Source organism: Streptomyces sp. CA-135486, from assembly GCF_050936555.1.
Lineage (GTDB): Bacteria > Actinomycetota > Actinomycetes > Streptomycetales > Streptomycetaceae > Streptomyces.
In genome coordinates, this window is record NZ_JBNJMM010000001.1 from 134338 (window position 1) to 151235 (window position 16898).

Annotated in this window: 15 protein-coding genes and 4 tRNA genes; 9 read left to right on the forward strand and 10 right to left on the reverse strand. The window is 69.0% G+C overall.

What is annotated here, in order from left to right:
• The first annotated feature begins 62 nt into the window (after window positions 1–62).
• Together ACQEVG_RS00720 and ACQEVG_RS00725 are read left to right on the forward strand one after the other, a co-directional pair.
• Window positions 63–854 carry a sterol carrier family protein gene (locus tag ACQEVG_RS00720; RefSeq protein WP_432975381.1) on the forward strand — a complete coding sequence of 264 codons (792 nt, stop codon included), beginning with the start codon at window positions 63–65 and terminating at the stop codon, window positions 852–854.
• Between the two features lie 43 nt (window positions 855–897).
• Window positions 898–1728, forward strand: coding sequence for an META domain-containing protein (locus ACQEVG_RS00725; RefSeq protein ID WP_432984914.1), 831 nt, complete (start codon window positions 898–900; stop codon window positions 1726–1728).
• A 244-nt stretch (window positions 1729–1972) separates the two neighbouring features.
• On the opposite strand, the gene ACQEVG_RS00730 is transcribed toward ACQEVG_RS00725, so the two are convergent.
• Window positions 1973–2065 carry a putative leader peptide gene (locus tag ACQEVG_RS00730; RefSeq protein ID WP_432975384.1) on the reverse strand — a complete coding sequence of 31 codons (93 nt, stop codon included), beginning with the start codon at window positions 2063–2065 and terminating at the stop codon, window positions 1973–1975.
• Window positions 2066–2246: 181 nt separating this feature from the next.
• On the opposite strand from ACQEVG_RS00730, the gene purF reads away from it, so the two are divergent.
• Both purF and purM read left to right on the forward strand, forming a co-directional pair.
• Window positions 2247–3764 carry an amidophosphoribosyltransferase gene (purF, locus tag ACQEVG_RS00735; RefSeq protein ID WP_432975387.1) on the forward strand — a complete coding sequence of 506 codons (1518 nt, stop codon included), beginning with the start codon at window positions 2247–2249 and terminating at the stop codon, window positions 3762–3764.
• A gap of 31 nt (window positions 3765–3795) precedes the next feature.
• The gene (gene purM, locus ACQEVG_RS00740) at window positions 3796–4890 is read left to right on the forward strand and encodes a phosphoribosylformylglycinamidine cyclo-ligase (protein WP_432975390.1); all 1095 of its coding nucleotides are present in this window, start codon (window positions 3796–3798) and stop codon (window positions 4888–4890) included.
• A 75-nt stretch (window positions 4891–4965) separates the two neighbouring features.
• Here purM and ACQEVG_RS00745 read toward each other — a convergent pair whose 3' ends face one another.
• Complete coding sequence (locus ACQEVG_RS00745) at window positions 4966–5217, reverse strand: DUF3073 domain-containing protein (protein WP_360873139.1); 252 nt, start codon at window positions 5215–5217, stop codon at window positions 4966–4968.
• 279 nt (window positions 5218–5496) lie between these two features.
• Window positions 5497–6579 (reverse strand): Leu/Phe/Val dehydrogenase, encoded by a 1083-nt coding sequence (locus ACQEVG_RS00750; protein ID WP_432975394.1) that lies wholly within the window; start codon window positions 6577–6579, stop codon window positions 5497–5499.
• Window positions 6580–6734: 155 nt separating this feature from the next.
• Between ACQEVG_RS00750 and ACQEVG_RS00755 the strand changes: the two genes are divergently transcribed.
• On the forward strand, window positions 6735–7574 hold the full coding sequence (locus tag ACQEVG_RS00755; protein ID WP_432975397.1) for a hypothetical protein: 840 nt from the start codon (window positions 6735–6737) through the stop codon (window positions 7572–7574).
• 487 nt (window positions 7575–8061) lie between these two features.
• The gene (gene bldC / locus ACQEVG_RS00760; protein WP_003949541.1) at window positions 8062–8268 is read left to right on the forward strand and encodes a developmental transcriptional regulator BldC; all 207 of its coding nucleotides are present in this window, start codon (window positions 8062–8064) and stop codon (window positions 8266–8268) included.
• A 335-nt stretch (window positions 8269–8603) separates the two neighbouring features.
• Here the strand turns inward: bldC and ACQEVG_RS00765 are convergent, their stop codons facing one another.
• From ACQEVG_RS00765 to ACQEVG_RS00795, 7 genes are all read right to left on the reverse strand, one after another.
• Window positions 8604–8786: a DUF6274 family protein gene (locus ACQEVG_RS00765; RefSeq protein WP_432975400.1), complete on the reverse strand. Its 183-nt coding sequence runs from the start codon at window positions 8784–8786 to the stop codon at window positions 8604–8606.
• Between the two features lie 253 nt (window positions 8787–9039).
• Window positions 9040–9114: transfer RNA gene (locus tag ACQEVG_RS00770), tRNA-Asp, on the reverse strand.
• A gap of 92 nt (window positions 9115–9206) precedes the next feature.
• On the reverse strand, window positions 9207–13136 hold the full coding sequence (hrpA, locus tag ACQEVG_RS00775) for an ATP-dependent RNA helicase HrpA (RefSeq protein WP_432975403.1): 3930 nt from the start codon (window positions 13134–13136) through the stop codon (window positions 9207–9209).
• A gap of 238 nt (window positions 13137–13374) precedes the next feature.
• Window positions 13375–13451: transfer RNA gene (locus tag ACQEVG_RS00780), tRNA-Phe, on the reverse strand.
• 22 nt (window positions 13452–13473) lie between these two features.
• Window positions 13474–13548 (reverse strand) — tRNA-Asp (locus ACQEVG_RS00785).
• A 38-nt stretch (window positions 13549–13586) separates the two neighbouring features.
• A tRNA-Glu gene (locus tag ACQEVG_RS00790) sits at window positions 13587–13659 on the reverse strand.
• Window positions 13660–13739: 80 nt separating this feature from the next.
• Window positions 13740–15338: a metallophosphoesterase family protein gene (locus ACQEVG_RS00795; protein ID WP_432975406.1), complete on the reverse strand. Its 1599-nt coding sequence runs from the start codon at window positions 15336–15338 to the stop codon at window positions 13740–13742.
• A gap of 74 nt (window positions 15339–15412) precedes the next feature.
• Here ACQEVG_RS00795 and ACQEVG_RS00800 point away from each other — a divergent pair, with 74 nt between their 5' ends.
• The 3 genes from ACQEVG_RS00800 to ACQEVG_RS00810 are packed head-to-tail and all read left to right on the forward strand — an operon-like array spanning window position 15413 to window position 16613.
• Complete coding sequence (locus ACQEVG_RS00800; protein ID WP_432975409.1) at window positions 15413–15763, forward strand: metallopeptidase family protein; 351 nt, start codon at window positions 15413–15415, stop codon at window positions 15761–15763.
• Complete coding sequence (gene crcB, locus ACQEVG_RS00805; protein ID WP_432975412.1) at window positions 15760–16254, forward strand: fluoride efflux transporter CrcB; 495 nt, start codon at window positions 15760–15762, stop codon at window positions 16252–16254. Before ACQEVG_RS00800 ends, crcB begins: the two co-directional genes overlap by 4 nt.
• A complete protein-coding gene (locus ACQEVG_RS00810; RefSeq protein ID WP_432975415.1) occupies window positions 16251–16613 on the forward strand; it encodes a fluoride efflux transporter FluC in 363 nt (120 codons plus the stop codon). The genes crcB and ACQEVG_RS00810 overlap by 4 nt, the downstream gene beginning before the upstream one ends.
• Window positions 16614–16898: the final 285 nt, after the last annotated feature.

Consider the following 16898-nt stretch of genomic DNA (forward strand, 5'->3'; position numbering starts at 1 on the left):
GGCGGACCCGGCAGCGCCGGCTACTACGCCATCCGGTCCTGACCGGTCGTTAGTCTCCTCGCATGCCACCCGCCAAGAAGCGCACCCGCAGCTACGACTCCGCCAAGATCCGTGCCGCCGTCCTCACCCAGTTCGGGCAGGTGCACCAGGCGGCCGGCGCCCTCACGCCCGAGCAGCTCGCCCTGCCCACCCGGCTCGGGGACTGGACCGTGCGCGATCTGGCCGGGCACATCGCCATGGCGGTCGGGGCGGTCAGCCGGAATCTTGAGCAGCCGGCGCCCGCACAGCAGGAAGTCGAGCTGCTGGACTGGCCGTTCGCGACCGCCGCGCACGCGGGGGGCATCTCCGACGACACCAAGGAGCTCGCGGCAGGCGCCGAGCCGGAGGAGCTGTACGCGCGAACCGCCGCCCGGCTCGCCGAACTGCTGCCCGTCGCCTCCGACGAACGGCTGCTCACCACCCGTGTCGGAGCGATGCGGTTGGGCGACTACCTGGTCACCCGCACCGTCGAACTCATCGTTCACACCGATGACCTGAACGCCGCGACCGGGCTCGGCATCCCGTACGACCGGCAGGCGCTCGCCGCCTGCACCCGTCTGCTCGCCGACGCGCTCGCGGTGAAGGCACCGGGGGCCTCCACGGAGGTGCGGGTGCCGCCCTTCGCCGTCGTGCAGTGCGTCGAGGGCCCGCGGCACACCCGCGGCACCCCGCCCAATGTCGTGGAGACCGACCCGCTGACCTGGATCCGGCTCGCCACGGGACGCACGCGATGGGCCGAGGAAGTGGACGCGGCGAAGGTCAGCGCGAGCGGGGAACGGGCGGACCTGTCGGGGCTGCTGCCGATCCTCGGCTGATTACCGCGGGGAACCGGAGCCCCAGCAGCCCCGTCCCATGGGTATGCGAAAGCAGCTGAGCATTCCCGTCACCGCCCTGACCCTCCTCGCGCTCGCCGCCTGTGGCACGGAATCGGGTTCCGGTGCCGGCGGCGACGGAGGCGGCTCGGTCAAGGCCGAGCCGCCGCTCACTGACATCCACTGGGCCGTCGACAGCGTGACCGTCCACGGCAAGAAGTCCGCGGCCCCGGCCGGGGCGCATGTCGAGATCACCTCCAAGGGCCGCGCCGAGGGCAGCTACGGCTGCAACAGTTTCGGCGCCGATGTCACGGTCAATGGCGACACGATCACCGTGGGCGACGCAGTGATGACCGAGATGGCCTGTGACAAGGGCGTCATGGGCTTCGAGGACGCGCTGCGGTCCGCCTTCTCCGGCAAGCTCAAGGCGAAGATCGCCGACGGTCGGCTCACGCTGACCACCGAGAAGGGCGACTCGATCGCCCTCACCCGCGAGTGGCCGGCCCCGCTGGTCGGCACCAAGTGGTCCGTGAACTCGCTCGTCACCGGCGACACCGCGTCCTCGCTGCCCGCGGGCACGCAGAAGAACGCGCACCTGACCTTCGGCAAGGACGGTTCCGTACGCGGCAACCTCGGCTGCAACAACTTCACCGGCACCGCGAAGATCTCCGGCACCACGATCACCTTCGGCCGCCTCGCCACCACCCGGATGATGTGCGCGGGCACGGCGCAGATGCTGGAGAGCCACCTGCTGAAGGTCCTCAAGGGCGATGTGACGTACAAGCTGCAGCACCGCACCCTGACCCTCACCGCGGCGAACGGCGATGGACTGTCGGCGACGGCGCCGGCCGCGAAATCGGTCGGGCCGGACAAGTGATCAGTCCGGGTACGGGAGCAGCCCGGACACGTGATCAGCCGGGGTACGGGAGCACCCCGGCGTCGGTCCGCTCCAGATATCCGCAGTGCCACTAGGTCACGGTGTCTCCAGACATGAGTCGCCACGCTCCAAGGGGGAGCGGCAGTGTGAAATGCGCAACACGGGGGCGGACCGGTCGCCCTATGGACAGACCGGACCGCAAAACCGGAAGCGAAGGGACCCCCGAACCGGGGTCAGCTAGGAACTACACGCAGCGACAGATCGCGCTCGCGACACGGACCAGGTCAACGTGCCGGCGCTCCACCAGCGTGACCGTCCGGTCACCAAGAGGCTGCATGGGCCAGGAGACTGTCCGATACGCCGCGTACGTGTCAACGATCGTCCCGCAATGCGGACGCCCGAGTGGACCCCCAACTGGCCCCGCCGCACGGGCGAAGGCCGCCTCCGGCCGCAACCGCGCGAGTCATGTCCGGATCCCCAATTCGGACCAGTGGTCGATCTCGCCTACACTCGGTGCCGTGCCACGTGGTGACGGACGACTCAACCACGACCTGCTCCCCGGTGAGAAAGGCCCCCAGGACGCTTGCGGCGTCTTCGGTGTCTGGGCTCCGGGTGAAGAGGTCGCGAAGCTCACGTACTTCGGGCTCTACGCCCTCCAACATCGAGGACAGGAGTCCGCGGGAATCGCGGTGAGCAACGGCTCACAGATCCTCGTCTTCAAGGACATGGGCCTGGTCTCGCAGGTCTTCGACGAGACCTCCCTCGGCTCCCTCCGGGGTCATATCGCGGTCGGTCACGCCCGCTACTCGACCACGGGCGCCTCCGTGTGGGAGAACGCTCAGCCGACGTTCCGGGCCACCGCCCACGGCTCGATCGCGCTCGGCCACAACGGAAACCTGGTCAACACCGCCCAGCTCGCCGAGATGGTCGCGGAACTCCCCAGGGAGAACGGCCGGACCACCCAGGTCGCCGCCACCAACGACACCGATCTCGTCACGGCCCTCCTCGCGGGCCAGGTCGACGACGACGGCAAGCCGCTGACCATTGAAGCGGCCGCCGCCAAGGTGCTCCCGGACGTCAAGGGCGCGTTCTCCCTCGTCTTCATGGACGAGGGCACCCTGTACGCCGCCCGCGACCCGCAGGGCATCCGCCCTCTGGTGCTCGGCCGCCTCGAGCGCGGCTGGGTCGTCGCGAGCGAGTCCGCCGCCCTCGACATCTGCGGCGCCAGCTATGTCCGCGAGATTGAGCCCGGCGAGCTCATCGCCATCGACGAGAACGGCATCCGCACCTCCCGCTTCGCAGAAGCGAAGCCCAAGGGCTGTGTGTTCGAGTACGTCTATCTGGCGCGCCCCGACACCGACATCGCGGGCCGGAACGTTTATCTCTCCCGCGTGGAGATGGGCCGCAGGCTCGCCAAGGAAGCCCCCGTCGAGGCCGATCTGGTGATAGCGACGCCGGAGTCCGGCACCCCCGCCGCCATCGGCTACGCCGAGGCGAGCGGAATCCCCTACGGCTCCGGCCTGGTGAAGAACGCCTACGTCGGCCGCACCTTCATCCAGCCGTCCCAGACGATCCGCCAGCTCGGCATCCGCCTGAAGCTGAACCCCCTCAAGGAAGTCATCCGGGGCAAGCGCCTGGTCGTCGTGGACGACTCGATCGTCCGCGGCAACACCCAGCGCGCCCTGGTCAAGATGCTCCGCGAGGCGGGCGCCGCCGAGGTCCACATCCGGATCTCGTCCCCGCCGGTCAAGTGGCCCTGCTTCTTCGGCATAGATTTCGCGACCCGCGCCGAACTGATCGCCAACGGCATGACGATCGAAGAGATCGGCACCTCGCTGGGCGCGGACTCGCTCTCGTACATCTCCCTCGACGGCATGATCGAGGCGACCACCATCGCCAAGCCGAACCTCTGCCGCGCCTGCTTCGACGGCGAGTACCCGATGGAGCTTCCCGACCCCGAGCTGCTCGGCAAGCAGCTCCTGGAGACCGAGCTGGCGGGCGGCGCCGACGCCGCCGACGCGCTCCGTCGCCCGTAATCCCCTGCAGTAACGACACGAAAGTTCTCGCATGTCCGCTGAGTCTTTTGAGCATGCTCCGCACGCGGGCACTGGTGCCAGCTACGCAGCCGCGGGCGTCGACATCGAAGCGGGCGACCGCGCCGTCGAGCTGATGAAGGAGTGGGTGAAGAAGACCCGGCGCCCCGAGGTCCTCGGCGGCCTCGGCGGCTTCGCCGGCCTCTTCGACGCCTCGGCCCTCAAGCGGTACGAGCGCCCGCTGCTCGCCTCCGCCACCGACGGCGTCGGCACCAAGGTCGACCTCGCCCGCAGGATGGGCGTGTACGACACGATCGGCCACGACCTCGTCGGCATGGTCGTCGACGACCTGGTCGTCTGCGGCGCCGAACCGCTCTTCATGACCGACTACATCTGCGTCGGCAAGGTGCACCCCGAGCGGGTCGCCGCCATCGTCAAGGGCATCGCCGAGGGCTGCGTCCTGGCCGGCTGCGCGCTGGTCGGCGGCGAGACCGCCGAGCACCCCGGGCTGCTGGGCGAGGACGACTTCGATGTCGCCGGTGCCGGTACGGGCGTGGTCGAGGCCGACCGCCTGCTGGGCGCGGATCGTATCCGTACGGGTGACGCGGTCATCGCCATGGCGTCCTCCGGCCTTCACTCCAACGGGTACTCGCTGGTCCGCCATGTCCTGTTCGACCGGGCGAACATGTCCCTCGACCAGCAGGTCGAGGAGTTCGGCCGGACGCTGGGCGAGGAGCTGCTCGAGCCCACCAAGATCTACTCGCTGGACTGCCTGGCGCTCACCCGGACCACCGAGGTGCACGCCTTCAGCCACATCACCGGCGGCGGTCTCGCCAACAACCTCGCCCGGGTCGTTCCGGACGAGCTGCACGCGGTCGTGGACCGCTCGACGTGGACCCCGGGCCCGGTCTTCGACCTCGTCGGCAAGGCCGGTCAGGTCGAGGGCCTGGAGCTGGAGAAGACCCTCAACATGGGCGTGGGCATGATCGCCGTCGTCCCCGAGGAGTCGGTGGACGCGGCGCTGACCACGCTCGCGGACCGTGGTGTCGACGCATGGGTCGCCGGAGAGATCACCGAGCGCGGTGACCACGCGACCGGCGCGACCCTGACGGGTACGTACGCACAGTGAGAGCGGCCGTCGGCTGAACAGCACAGAACCCGGTCCGGGGGCAGCCCCGGACCGGGTCGGTGTGTCAGTGCAACGTCAAGCGCCGCGGCGCTGTGACGACGGACCGGACTCGTCGTCCTCGTCATCGTCGTCGTTGTACAGGTCCGCGTACTGTGCGTACGGGTCGTCTTCCTCGTCGTCGTCCTCGAACGGCTCGCCGTTCGGAGGCTGACTCGAAGTCGAAGCGCCCAGCTCGTTGGCCAGACGCGACAGGTCAGTCCCGCCGCTGTTGTACTTCAGCTGGCGGGCGACCTTTGTCTGCTTGGCCTTGGCCCGGCCGCGCCCCATGGCTCGACCCCCTCGGTGACGGGGCTCGACGGCCCCAGAGTCTTGACACGCGTTCATGATTCGGAACGGGCTCTCCGTGGAGAGACCGGTCCGTAGGGCTTCAACGGTACCTGCTTCCGCGGCCATACGGTACGCCGCCCGCATGACGCGCCACTTCGCAGAACCCGCGAGGAGCCCTGTCCTCGCTGGTCAACTGCGATTTTAACCTCTTCTTGGCAGTCGACCCGCCGACCGGGGTGAGTCTTGTCTCCCAGGTCGGCGGGCCGGGCCCGGCGAGGATCAGCGCCGGCGGGCCTCCGCCATGCGCTGCTCGGCGATCCGGTCCGCCGCGGCGGCCGGCGGAATGCCGTCTTCCTTCGCACGCGCGAATATCCCCAGCGTGGTGTCGAAGATCTTCGCCGCCTTCGCCTTGCAGCGGTCGAAGTCGAAGCCGTGCAGCTCGTCGGCGACCTGGATCACTCCGCCGGCGTTGACCACATAGTCGGGGGCGTAGCAGATCCCGCGGTCCGCGAGGTCCTTCTCGACACCCGGGTGCGCGAGCTGGTTGTTGGCCGCGCCGCAGACCACCTTGGCGGTGAGCGCGGGCACGGAGTCGTCGTTCAGCGCGCCGCCGAGCGCACACGGGGCGTAGACGTCCAGACCCGCCGTACGGATCAGGGCGGCGGTGTCCGCGACCGCTGTGACCTGCGGGTGCTTGTCGAGAATCAGGCGTACGGACTCCTCCCGCACATCCGTGATCACGACCTCGGCGCCGTCCTGCAGCAGATGCTCGACCAGGTGGCGGCCGACCTTGCCGACCCCGGCGATGCCGACCTTGCGGCCGCGCAGCGTCGGGTCGCCCCACAGGTGCTGGGCGGAGGCCCGCATGCCCTGGAAGACGCCGTAGGCGGTCAGTACGGACGAGTCGCCGGCGCCGCCGTTCTCGGGGGAGCGACCGGTGGCCCAGCGCGTCTCGCGGGCCACGACGTCCATGTCGGCGACGTACGTACCGACGTCGCAGGCCGTCACATAGCGACCACCGAGGGAGTCCACGAAGCGGCCGTAGGCGAGCAGCAGCTCGTCCGTCTTGATCCGCTCGGGATCACCGATGATCACGGCCTTGCCGCCGCCGTGATCGAGTCCGGCCATGGCGTTCTTGTACGACATTCCCCGGGAGAGGTTCAGCGCGTCCGCGACGGCCTCTTCCTCGGTGGCGTACGGGTAGAAGCGGGTGCCGCCGAGGGCCGGGCCCAGGGCGGTCGAGTGGATGGCGATGACGGCTTTCAGGCCGGAGGCGCGGTCCTGGCACAGCACGACTTGCTCGTGGCCGCCCTGGTCGGATCGGAACAGGGTGTGCAGGACGCCGTCGGTCAGATCGGTCACGGTGGTGACTCCCAAGTACGAAGCGGCGGATGAAGGGCCTCCTGCGGGTGGGGAAGGCCCAGTTGGGGATGAGGGTAAGTCCTACGCGAGCGTAGATCCGACGCAGTGCCGAGGATCACCCCCTGGCGGAGTACCGGCGTGGAAGGATTCGCGGCATGCCAGCGCTGTCCTCGGTCCTCGTCCCGTACGCGGCCTACCTGCGGGTGTACGAGCCGCTGGCGGCCTTTCCCGAGCCCGAACGGGGCCACTGGGCCCGCTATGCCCGCCGGGAGCGCACACCCACCGCGCAGGACGAACTGCGTCGGTCGCTGGCCGACTTGCTGCCGACCCCGCCGGTCCCCGTGCCGGTCCACGAGAGCGGCGACGCCTTTGTGACGGAGGTGGACGGGGTGGTGTGCGTCTGCCCGTGGCGGACCCGGCTGCGTGGCTGGCTGGCACTGGAGGAGCTCACCGAGCAGCTGCCGGGGCCGCTGCTGGACGCGGTGCTGCCGCCGGTGGTGCGCGGGCAGGCGGCCGCGGACTACGAGCAGTGGCGCGAGCGCAACCCCGACGCCCGGCCGTGGATCAGGACGGCGGTCTGGCAGGTGCCGGTGCGCTGGTTCGTGCTCTTCTCGGACGACGAGCGTGAGTACGAGCCGGCCGGGACGGCTGCCCCGCGCCTGCGCTACCGGACGCCCATGGTGCAGGCCAGGCGCCGGGTGGCGCGGGCGCTGAAGACGCTGCGGGAGACGATCGACGAGGGCCCGCTGACCGAGGGCCTGGTGGATGTGGGGCGGTGGCTGGAAGATTTCCATCCCCGTTCCCTGGTCGAGCTGGACTACGGCGGCCTGGTGCACGCGCTGACCGGAGCGCAGCTCGACGAGGATCACTCGGCGGCGGATCTGGCCGCGGGGATCGCGGCGCTGCGGGCCGGGGACGGCGAGGGGGCGGGCGAGTCGTACGCCCGTCTGGTGGATCGATGGCGCGCTGTGAGGGCCCTTCAGTTCGCCAACTGAGCGTTTTTGGCCATCATTGAGCATCATTGACTCCCTCGGGCCGGGACGTAGGTCCCGTACCGGGCCTTTGTCTCAAGCGTGACGGACGGCACTTACCTGGCCCTTGCGCCCATCACCTACCCTCGTGTCAAAATAGGACAAGGAGCCCGGAGAAGGCTCCTTCCGTCCAACTATGGTCGGAATTCTCGGCATTGCGCACTGTGGGGGGTCTGGTGACTCCTGATCGCTCTGTGACTGATCGTCACTGTGGCGTGACTGTCCGCTATGGCATGGTCCATCGGACTTCCGCCGTTGATGGACACCTCAGAGGGCAATTCCATCGGTTTGGCCGACGTGGCTGGACGGATGGTGTAGTTGTAGTGCCGAGGACAAGCCGTTCGTCCTATAACCGACTCGACCCGCGTCCGCCATTTCGGGCAACGCGGGTCAAGGTGCAGAATTTAGAGGAAAGAACCGAGAAGGTTCGGTTCTCCCGAGGAGGCCGCTCATGACCGCTCGCACCCCTGATGCCGAGCCGCTGCTGACCCCGGCTGAGGTTGCCACGATGTTCCGCGTGGACCCGAAGACGGTCACCCGCTGGGCCAAGGCAGGCAAGCTCACGTCCATCCGCACGCTCGGTGGACATCGTCGGTACCGCGAGGCAGAGGTCCGCGCACTGCTTGCGGGTATTCCGCAGCAGCGTAGCGAGGCCTGAACATCCCACTGATCGGGCATTTTCGGGACCCCTATCCCGGCAAGCCCGCCTATAGCTCCACATGACGGGCGTCTGCCCCAACGGACACTTCGTCATTGATCGCGCTGGACTCCGCCGGGTCCAGCGCGATTTTTCTTTGTGCCCGGGGATGGGTGGGGATGCGTCTGGATGGGTGGGGAAGAGGGGCGTGTGGTTGCCCGGGGAGGTGCTCAGCAGGTGGTGCAATTGCACATATTAAATTGGTTGGTTGTAGGAAGGGGGTAAGTTCCCCGGTTCCGGAAACGGATTCGGTGACACCCGTCACACTGCACAACTCTTGCCAATGCAGGGCCCGCTCAGTCAGAGGAGGGGCCCCGGTCCTCGGGCTGCGGGGTGCTCGCGGAAGGTTCCATGGCGAGCCGCTGGAGGCGATGGCAGATGGGGCAGTGCGGCGTGAGGTGGCGAGAGCCGGATGCGGCCTTCAGATGGGCGCGCAGAAGCGCCTTGGTCTCGTGCTGCCTCGCTGCGGACGCCGCCATGCACGTCACCTCCGGTGTGTGCCGTCCCTTATGGATTGGGTACCGGTGGCAGATGACGCCGTCAAGACGGCGGGGCGACGGGTGCGGCGGGTGTGACGGGTGGGCCACGTGAGCCGGAGCTCCGCCGAGGACACGCCCGAAGGGCGTACGGGGGCTCTGGGGGCCCGCACTCAGTTCGGGAAGGGGCGCTGCCCTGGGCAGCGCACGGCGAAGGCCCGCATCCACTGCTGGATGCGGGCCTTCGTCATCACTGCGGTCCTGACGGGATTTGAACCCGCGGCCTCCACCTTGACAGGGTGGCGAGCACTCCAAACTGCTCCACAGGACCAGGTTTCGCAGCCCTCATGTGCGTTGGCTGCGAGAGAGACTGTACAGCAGGTCAGGGCGTGCGGTCGAACCCGATTCAAGCCGCCCCGCCGGTCACGGCGCCGCCGCGTCGATCGCCTTCACGATGCGCTTGTCGGAGACCGGCTGCGCCGTGCCCAGCGCATGCGCGAAGTAGCTCACCCGCAGCTCCTCGATCATCCAGCGGATGTCCAGGACCTCCTGCGGAACCGGGCGGCCCTGCGGCAGCTGCTCCAGCAGCCAGGCGTATTCGTCCTGCATCTCGTGGACCTTCTCCATGCGCGTCGTGTCGCGCTGGACACCCGTCGGCATCTGCTGCAGCCGGCGGTCGACGGCGACCAGGTAGCGCATCAGGTCGGGCAGCCGGCGAAGACCGGTCGCGGTGACGAAGCCCGCCGGCATCAGGGCCGCCAGCTGCTCCCGTACATCCTGGACGTTCTTGACCAGCGTCAGGCTGTTCGTGGCCTTCAGACGGCGCTCGCACGCCTGCCACGCGGCCAGGATCTGCTGGACCTGGTCCACCGTCCGTACGGTCGCGTCCACGAGGTCCGCCCGGACCTTGTCGTACAGCTTGCGGAACGACTCCTCGTCCCACACGGGCCCGCCGTGGTCGGCGATCAGCTTGTCCGTCGCGGCCATCGCGCAGTCGGCGAAGAGTGCCTGGATCGAGCCGTGCGGATTGCGGGACAGCGCCAGCTTCTGCTGGTTGGTCAGCTTGTCCGAGGCGAACTTGGCTGGATTCACCGGAATGTTGAGCAGGATCAGCCGCCGGGTGCCCCGCCACATCGCCTGCTGCTGCTCGGCCTCGGTGTCGAAGAGGCGTACGGAGACGCTCTCGCCGTCGTCGACCAGCGCCGGGTACGCCTTGACCGGCTGGCCGGCGCGCCGGGTCTCGAAGACGCGCGACAGCGTGCCGATCGTCCAGTCCTTCAGGCCCGTGCGCTCGATGGACTCGCCCGAAGGCCCCGCGGTCGCCGCCGCGGCCTTGGACAGCGCCTGCCGTGCCTTCGGCTTCAGCCGGAGCTTCAGCGGCTCCAGGTCCTTGCCCTCGGCGAGCTTCTTACGGCGCTCGTCCACGATCCGGAACGTGATCTTGAGATGGTCCGGGACCCGGCTCAGATCGAAGTCGTCCGCCGTGACCGGGACGCCGACCATCCGCTGCAGCTCACGGGCGAGCGTGGTGGGCAGCGGCTCCTGGAGGGGCACCGCCCGCTCCAGGAACGCCTTCGCGTAGTTCGGGGCCGGGACGTAGTGCCGTCGGATCGGCTTGGGGAGGGAGCGGATCAGCTCCATCACCACGTCCTCGCGCAGACCCGGGATCTGCCAGTCGAAGCCCTCCGGGGTGACCTGGTTCAGCACCTGCAACGGAATGTGCACGGTCACGCCGTCCGCGTCCGCGCCCGGCTCGAACTGGTACGTCACACGGAACTTCAGCGCGCCCTGACGCCAGGAGTCCGGATAGTCGTCCTTGGTGACCGACCCGGCCTTCTCGTTGATGAGCATCTCGCGCTCGAAGTCGAGAAGTTCCGGCGAGTCCTTGCGCTTGTGCTTCCACCAGGAGTCGAAGTGCGCGCCGGACACCACATGCTCGGGAACGCGCTGGTCGTAGAAGTCGAAGAGCGTCTCGTCGTCCACCAGGATGCCGCGGCGGCGGGCGCGGTGCTCCAACTCCTCGACCTCGGTGAGGAGTTTGCGGTTGTCCGCGAAGAACTTGTGGTGTGTACGCCAGTCACCCTCGACCAGCGCGTTGCGGATGAAGAGATCGCGTGAGGTCTCCGGGTCGATGCGCCCGTAGTTCACCTTGCGCTGGGCGACGATCGGCACGCCGTACAGCGTGACCCGCTCGTAGGCCATCACCGCCGCCTGGTCCTTCTCCCAGTGCGGCTCGCTGTAGGTGCGCTTGATCAGATGCCCGGCGAGCGGCTCGATCCACTCGGGCTCGACCTTGGCGTTGACGCGGGCCCACAGCCGGGACGTCTCGACCAGCTCCGCCGACATGATGAAGCGCGGGGGTTTCTTGAAGAGCGCCGAGCCGGGGAAGACCGCGAACTTGGCGCCACGCGCGCCCAGATACTCGTTCTTGTCGGTGTCCTTGAGGCCGATGTGCGAGAGCAGACCGGCCAGCAGCGAGGTGTGTACGGACTGCTCGGGAGCAGCCGCCTCCGCCGCGGACTCCTCGAGATGCATGCCCATCTGCTTGGCGACCGTACGCAGCTGCGCATAGATGTCCTGCCACTCGCGGATGCGCAGGAAGTTCAGATACTCCTGCTTGCACATCCGGCGGAAGCTGGAGGAGCCGCGCTCCTTCTGCTGCTCGCGGATGTACCGCCAGAGGTTGAGATAGGCGAGGAAGTCGGAGGTCTCGTCCTTGAAGCGGGCGTGCTGCTGGTCGGCCTGCGTCTGCTTGTCGGCGGGCCGCTCGCGCGGGTCCTGGATGGAGAGCGCGGCCGCGATCACCATGACCTCGCGTACACAGCCGTTCTTGTCGGCCTCGATGACCATCCGGGCCAGCCGCGGGTCGACCGGCAGCTGCGAGAGCTTGCGGCCGAGCTGGGTGAGCTTCTTCCTGGGGTCCTTCTGCGCCGGGTCGAACGCGCCCAGTTCCTGCAGCAGCTGAACGCCGTCGCGGATGTTGCGGTGGTCCGGCGGGTCGAGGAAGGGGAACTTCTCGATGTCGCCGAGGCCGGCCGCGGTCATCTGAAGGATGACGGAGGCCAGGTTCGTCCGCAGGATCTCGGCGTCCGTGAACTCGGGGCGGGACAGGAAGTCGTCCTCGTCGTACAGCCGGATGCAGATGCCGTCCGACGTACGGCCGCAGCGGCCCTTGCGCTGGTTGGCGCTGGCCCGGCTGATCCGCTCGATGGGGAGTCGCTGCACCTTGGTGCGGTGGCTGTAGCGGGAGATACGGGCGGTGCCCGGGTCGATCACGTACTTGATGCCGGGGACGGTCAGCGAGGTCTCGGCGACATTGGTGGCCAGGACGATCCTGCGGCCCGTGTGGGGCTGGAAGACACGGTGCTGTTCGGCGTGCGAGAGCCGCGCGTACAGCGGCAGTACCTCGGTGAATCTGTACTGCTTCTTGTTGAGCGCGTCCGCGGTGTCGCGGATCTCGCGCTCGCCGGAGAGGAAGACCAGGACGTCGCCCTTGCCCTCGGCCTGGAGCTCCTCGACGGCGTCGCAGATCGCAGTGATCTGGTCGCGGTCGGACTCCTCGCCGTCCTCTTCGAGGAGCGGACGGTAGCGGACCTCTACGGGGTACGTACGGCCGCTGACCTCGACGATCGGGGCGTCGCCGAAGTGCCGGGAGAAGCGCTCCGGGTCGATCGTCGCGGAGGTGATGATCACCTTGAGATCGGGGCGCTTGGGCAGCAGCTGGGCGAGATAGCCGAGCAGGAAGTCGATGTTGAGGGACCGCTCGTGGGCCTCGTCGATGATGATCGTGTCGTACGCGCGCAGCTCGCGGTCCGTCTGGATCTCGGCGAGCAGGATGCCGTCCGTCATCAGCTTGACGAAGGTGTCGTTGCTCACCTGGTCGGTGAAGCGGACCTTCCAGCCGACGGCCTCGCCCAGGGGGGTCCGCAGCTCTTCCGCGACCCGTTCGGCGACGGTGCGGGCGGCGATCCTGCGCGGCTGCGTATGGCCGATCATGCCGCGTACGCCCCGGCCGAGCTCCAGAGCGATCTTCGGGATCTGGGTCGTCTTGCCCGAGCCGGTCTCGCCCGCGACGATCACGACCTGGTGGTCCCGTATCGCCTCAAGAATCTCGTCCCGCTTCTGGCTGACGGGCAGCTGCTCGGGGTACGTGATCTCCGGCACCCGGGTGGCGCGCGTGGCCGTGCGGGCGGCGGAGTGCTCGGCCTCGGCGGCGATCTCGTCCAGCACGGCCTGCCGAGCCTCGGGCTTACGGATGCGGCGGGCGCCTTCGAGACGGCGGCCGAGCCGGTGGGCGTCGCGCAGTGACGCCCCGGCCAGCAGGGTCTGAAGGTCTGCGAAGGAAGTAGACATACGGACCCCAGGATCGCACCCCCGGGAAAGCACTGGCGAACGCATTTAGCCCCTGAGCGGTGCGGTGTGGACCAGATCCGTCCACTTCCGAAGCAACTTGCGAAAAACTTCGACAGTAAGACGAATACGCCCATACGCCCCCGGCCGACCGGACGGGCCCATCGGGCTGCTCGGCCCGGGCTGCTCGGCCCGGGTACGACGAAAGCCCCGGTCCGCGAGGGGGGCCGGGGCTTTCGGGTGGTGGCTGGGGCCGGGGTCGAACCGGCGACCTATCGCTTTTCAGGCGATCGCTCGTACCAACTGAGCTACCCAGCCACGCGGCTCTCGCGAGCCGCAGCGGTCCTGACGGGATTTGAACCCGCGGCCTCCACCTTGACAGGGTGGCGAGCACTCCAAACTGCTCCACAGGACCAAGCAATGTGCGAGCACAAGTCTCGCACACGGTTTGCGTGCCCCCAACGGGATTCGAACCCGTGCTACCGCCTTGAAAGGGCGGCGTCCTGGGCCACTAGACGATGAGGGCTAAGGGCCCACCTGGGCGCTTCGCAGCGCGTCGGGGACGTGAGAAGCATATGGGATGCGGGGAGCTATCGCCAAAACGGTTTACTGGGGTCTGGAGGTCGCCCCCCAGGACAACGCAGTGGGGGAGGGGGAGGAGGTGGGGGAACCCGGGCTCGGGGACGGCGTGGCGCCCGGGTGGTTCTCCTCCGGCAGATGGCGGCTGACCTCGGCCGTCGTCAGGCCCAGGCCGCCCAGCGTGATCTCGTCCCACGCCTGCAGCCGCCTCGTCGCACGGTCCAGATACAGGACCGACGCACGCACCTTCTCCGGCTTCTGGTTCTGGACCGCGCGCAGGCCTCCGCCGCCCGTCGAGCCCTCGATCTTCAGACGGGTGCCGAGATCGAGCACCTCCGTCTCGCGGTGGTGGACATGACCCGCCAGGACCAGCGGGACCTCACCGTCGGTCTCACGGGCCGCGACCGGATTGTGGGTGACGGCGATGTCGACGGGCGTGTGCGCGCGGGCCTGGTCGCGCAGGGCCGAGGCGAAGCGGATGCCCGTCATGCGTTCGGCCGGGTCGCCCTGGGCGACGACCGAGCGGTCGGGGGTGAACTGGGGGTCGCCGAAGCCCGCGATGCGCAGCCCCGACACCGTGACCGCCCGGCCGTCGTCGAGCACATGCACGTTCTTCATGCGCGAGATATACGCCTGCGTGGTGCGGGAGTCGTGGTTGCCGCGCACCCAGATGTAGGGCGCGCCGAGGTCGGGGATCGGGTCGAGGAAGCCGTTCTCGGCGGCGGTGCCGTGGTCCATCGTGTCGCCGGAGTCGATGATCACGTCGATTCCGTACTGCTCCACGAGCGAGCCGATGATGTGCCACGCCGCCGGGTTGAGGTGAATGTCGGAGACGTGCAGCACCCGCATCGTGCTCGGGTCCGGCTGGTACGTGGGGAGCGTCGATGTCGCGTCGTACAGCTTGGTCACATTGGTGACCAGACGCGCCAACTCCTGCTGGTAGACGTCGAATTCGGTGACGATGGAGCGCGCGTTGCCGACGACCGACGGGGCGCTGGAGAGCAGTCCGGAGAACTTCGGCTCCAGGACTGACTTCGGGTTCCAGGTGGCGTAGGCGGAGATGCCGGAGGCCGCGAGGAGAGCGAGCGCCAGACCGCCGGCGGCGAGTGCCCGGCGCGGGCGGCGGTAGACGGCGAGGCCGAGTGCGGTCGCGCCGGAGACGACGGCGACGCAGGAGCGTACGGCCAGCTCGGTGGTGCCGTCCGCCACATCGAGGGCGATCTCGTCCTGGAGCCCGGAGATGCGTTCGGGATGCTGGACCAGGGCCTCGGAGCGGGCCGGGTCGAGCCGGTCGACGTCGACGTCGAGGCGGATCGGCGCCACATGGGAGTCGAACTCCAGGGCGCCGAGCGGGGAGACGTTGATCTTCGTGCCGCCGGCCAGGGAGGGGCGCAGGGTCATGCTGGTGTCCATCGGGCCGACCGGCGCACGGACGCTGCCGACGATCAGCAGGCCGAGCCAGGCGCCCAGAAGGACCACGGCGGTGAGGCCCAGCGCACGGACCCAGGGATGCGGGCTGTGGACAAGGATGCTGGTGGGGCCGGTGCGGCGCGAGCTGTAGTGGCGCCGGAGCCGGGTGAGCGCGGCTCGTATCGATCGGTTCGGTTCCGGGGCTTGGCGGGCCATTGGTCCCGTATGCCCACCCGGGCGGGCAGCCATGCCGGGGCGACCGGCCGGGCGCCGTACGTGACAATGGCCACGTGCTGGAGATGACGCGCGAGGAGTTCGAGGAACTGGTCGCCGAGGCCCTGGACAGGATCCCGCCGGAGCTGACGCGGCTGATGGACAACGTCGCGGTGTTCGTCGAGGACGAGCCCGCCACCGACGACCCCGAGCTGCTCGGGCTCTACGAGGGGACTCCGCTGACCGACCGCGGCGAGTGGTACGCGGGCGTACTGCCGGACCGGATCACGATCTACCGCGGGCCGACGCTGCGGATGTGCGAGACCCGTGAGGACGTGGTCGAGGAGACCGAGATCACGGTGGTGCACGAGATCGCTCACCACTTCGGGATCGACGACGAGCGGCTGCACGAGCTGGGGTACGGGTGAGCGGCCCCGGCGTGCCGGAGGCGATCGATCCGGACGTCGATCTGCATGTGCCCGCGCAGCGCGCGGAGACCGCGGGCCGTCACAAGTGGCCGGTCCTCGCGGTGATCTCGCTGGGGGGTGTGGCCGGGTCCCTGGCGCGGTATGCGGCATCGCGGATGTGGCCCGTGGCCGACGGCGGGTTCCCGTGGGCGACCCTCTGGGTCAATGTGCTGGGCTGCGGGCTGATCGGAGTGCTGATGGTGCTGGTCAGCGAGGGCGGCCGAGGTGGCAGGCCCGCGCATCCGCTGGTGCGGCCGTTCCTCGGCGTGGGCGTGCTCGGCGGGTTCACGACCTTCTCGACGTACGCACTGGACTTCACCGATCTGCTGGAGCGTACGGAGGCGATCACCGCGCTGATGTACGCGGCCGGGACTGTCGCCGGCGCGATGGGCGCGGTGTGGCTGGGGGCTTCGGCGACCAGGGCGGTCCTGACCCGGGAGGCAGCGCGATGAACTGGCTGCTGGTGGCGATGGGTGCGGCGGTCGGTGCGCCGCTGCGGTATCTGACGGACCGTGCGGTGCAGGCGCGGCACGACTCGGTGTTCCCCTGGGGGACCTTCGTGGTCAACGCGGCGGGGAGCCTGGTGCTGGGCGTGCTGTCGGGGGCGGCGGTGTCCTCGGCGACGTACGCGCTGCTCGGTACGGGCCTGTGCGGGGCGCTCACGACGTACTCGACGTTCTCGTACGAGACGCTGCGGCTGGCCGAGCGCGGCTGGAGGTTCCTGGCGGCGGCGAATGTGGGCGCGTCGTTGCTGGTGGGGCTCGGATCGGTGTTCCTGGGCGCGGAGTTGGCGCGGGGGTTTACGGAGTAGGTGCCGCGGTCCTTGTGGCGCGCGGCGCGCCCTTGTGCGACGTGGGGCGTGACCCTTGTGGGGGACAGGGAGTTGGGCAGTGAAACCTGTGCTCCCGTGACCCGGAGGTGCCGCCCGTGCGCCAGTTGTCCGCCCCCGGCCGTTTGGCTGTCTGGATCGCCACTGCGTTGGCGGTCGCAGCCTCGGCGGGCTGTATAAGCGTGAGCGACGACGAGGGCGGGAAGCCGGCGCCCCGTTCGACGACGGACCGGCGCGGGACGGTGGCCGAGCCCGACGGCGGGCAGG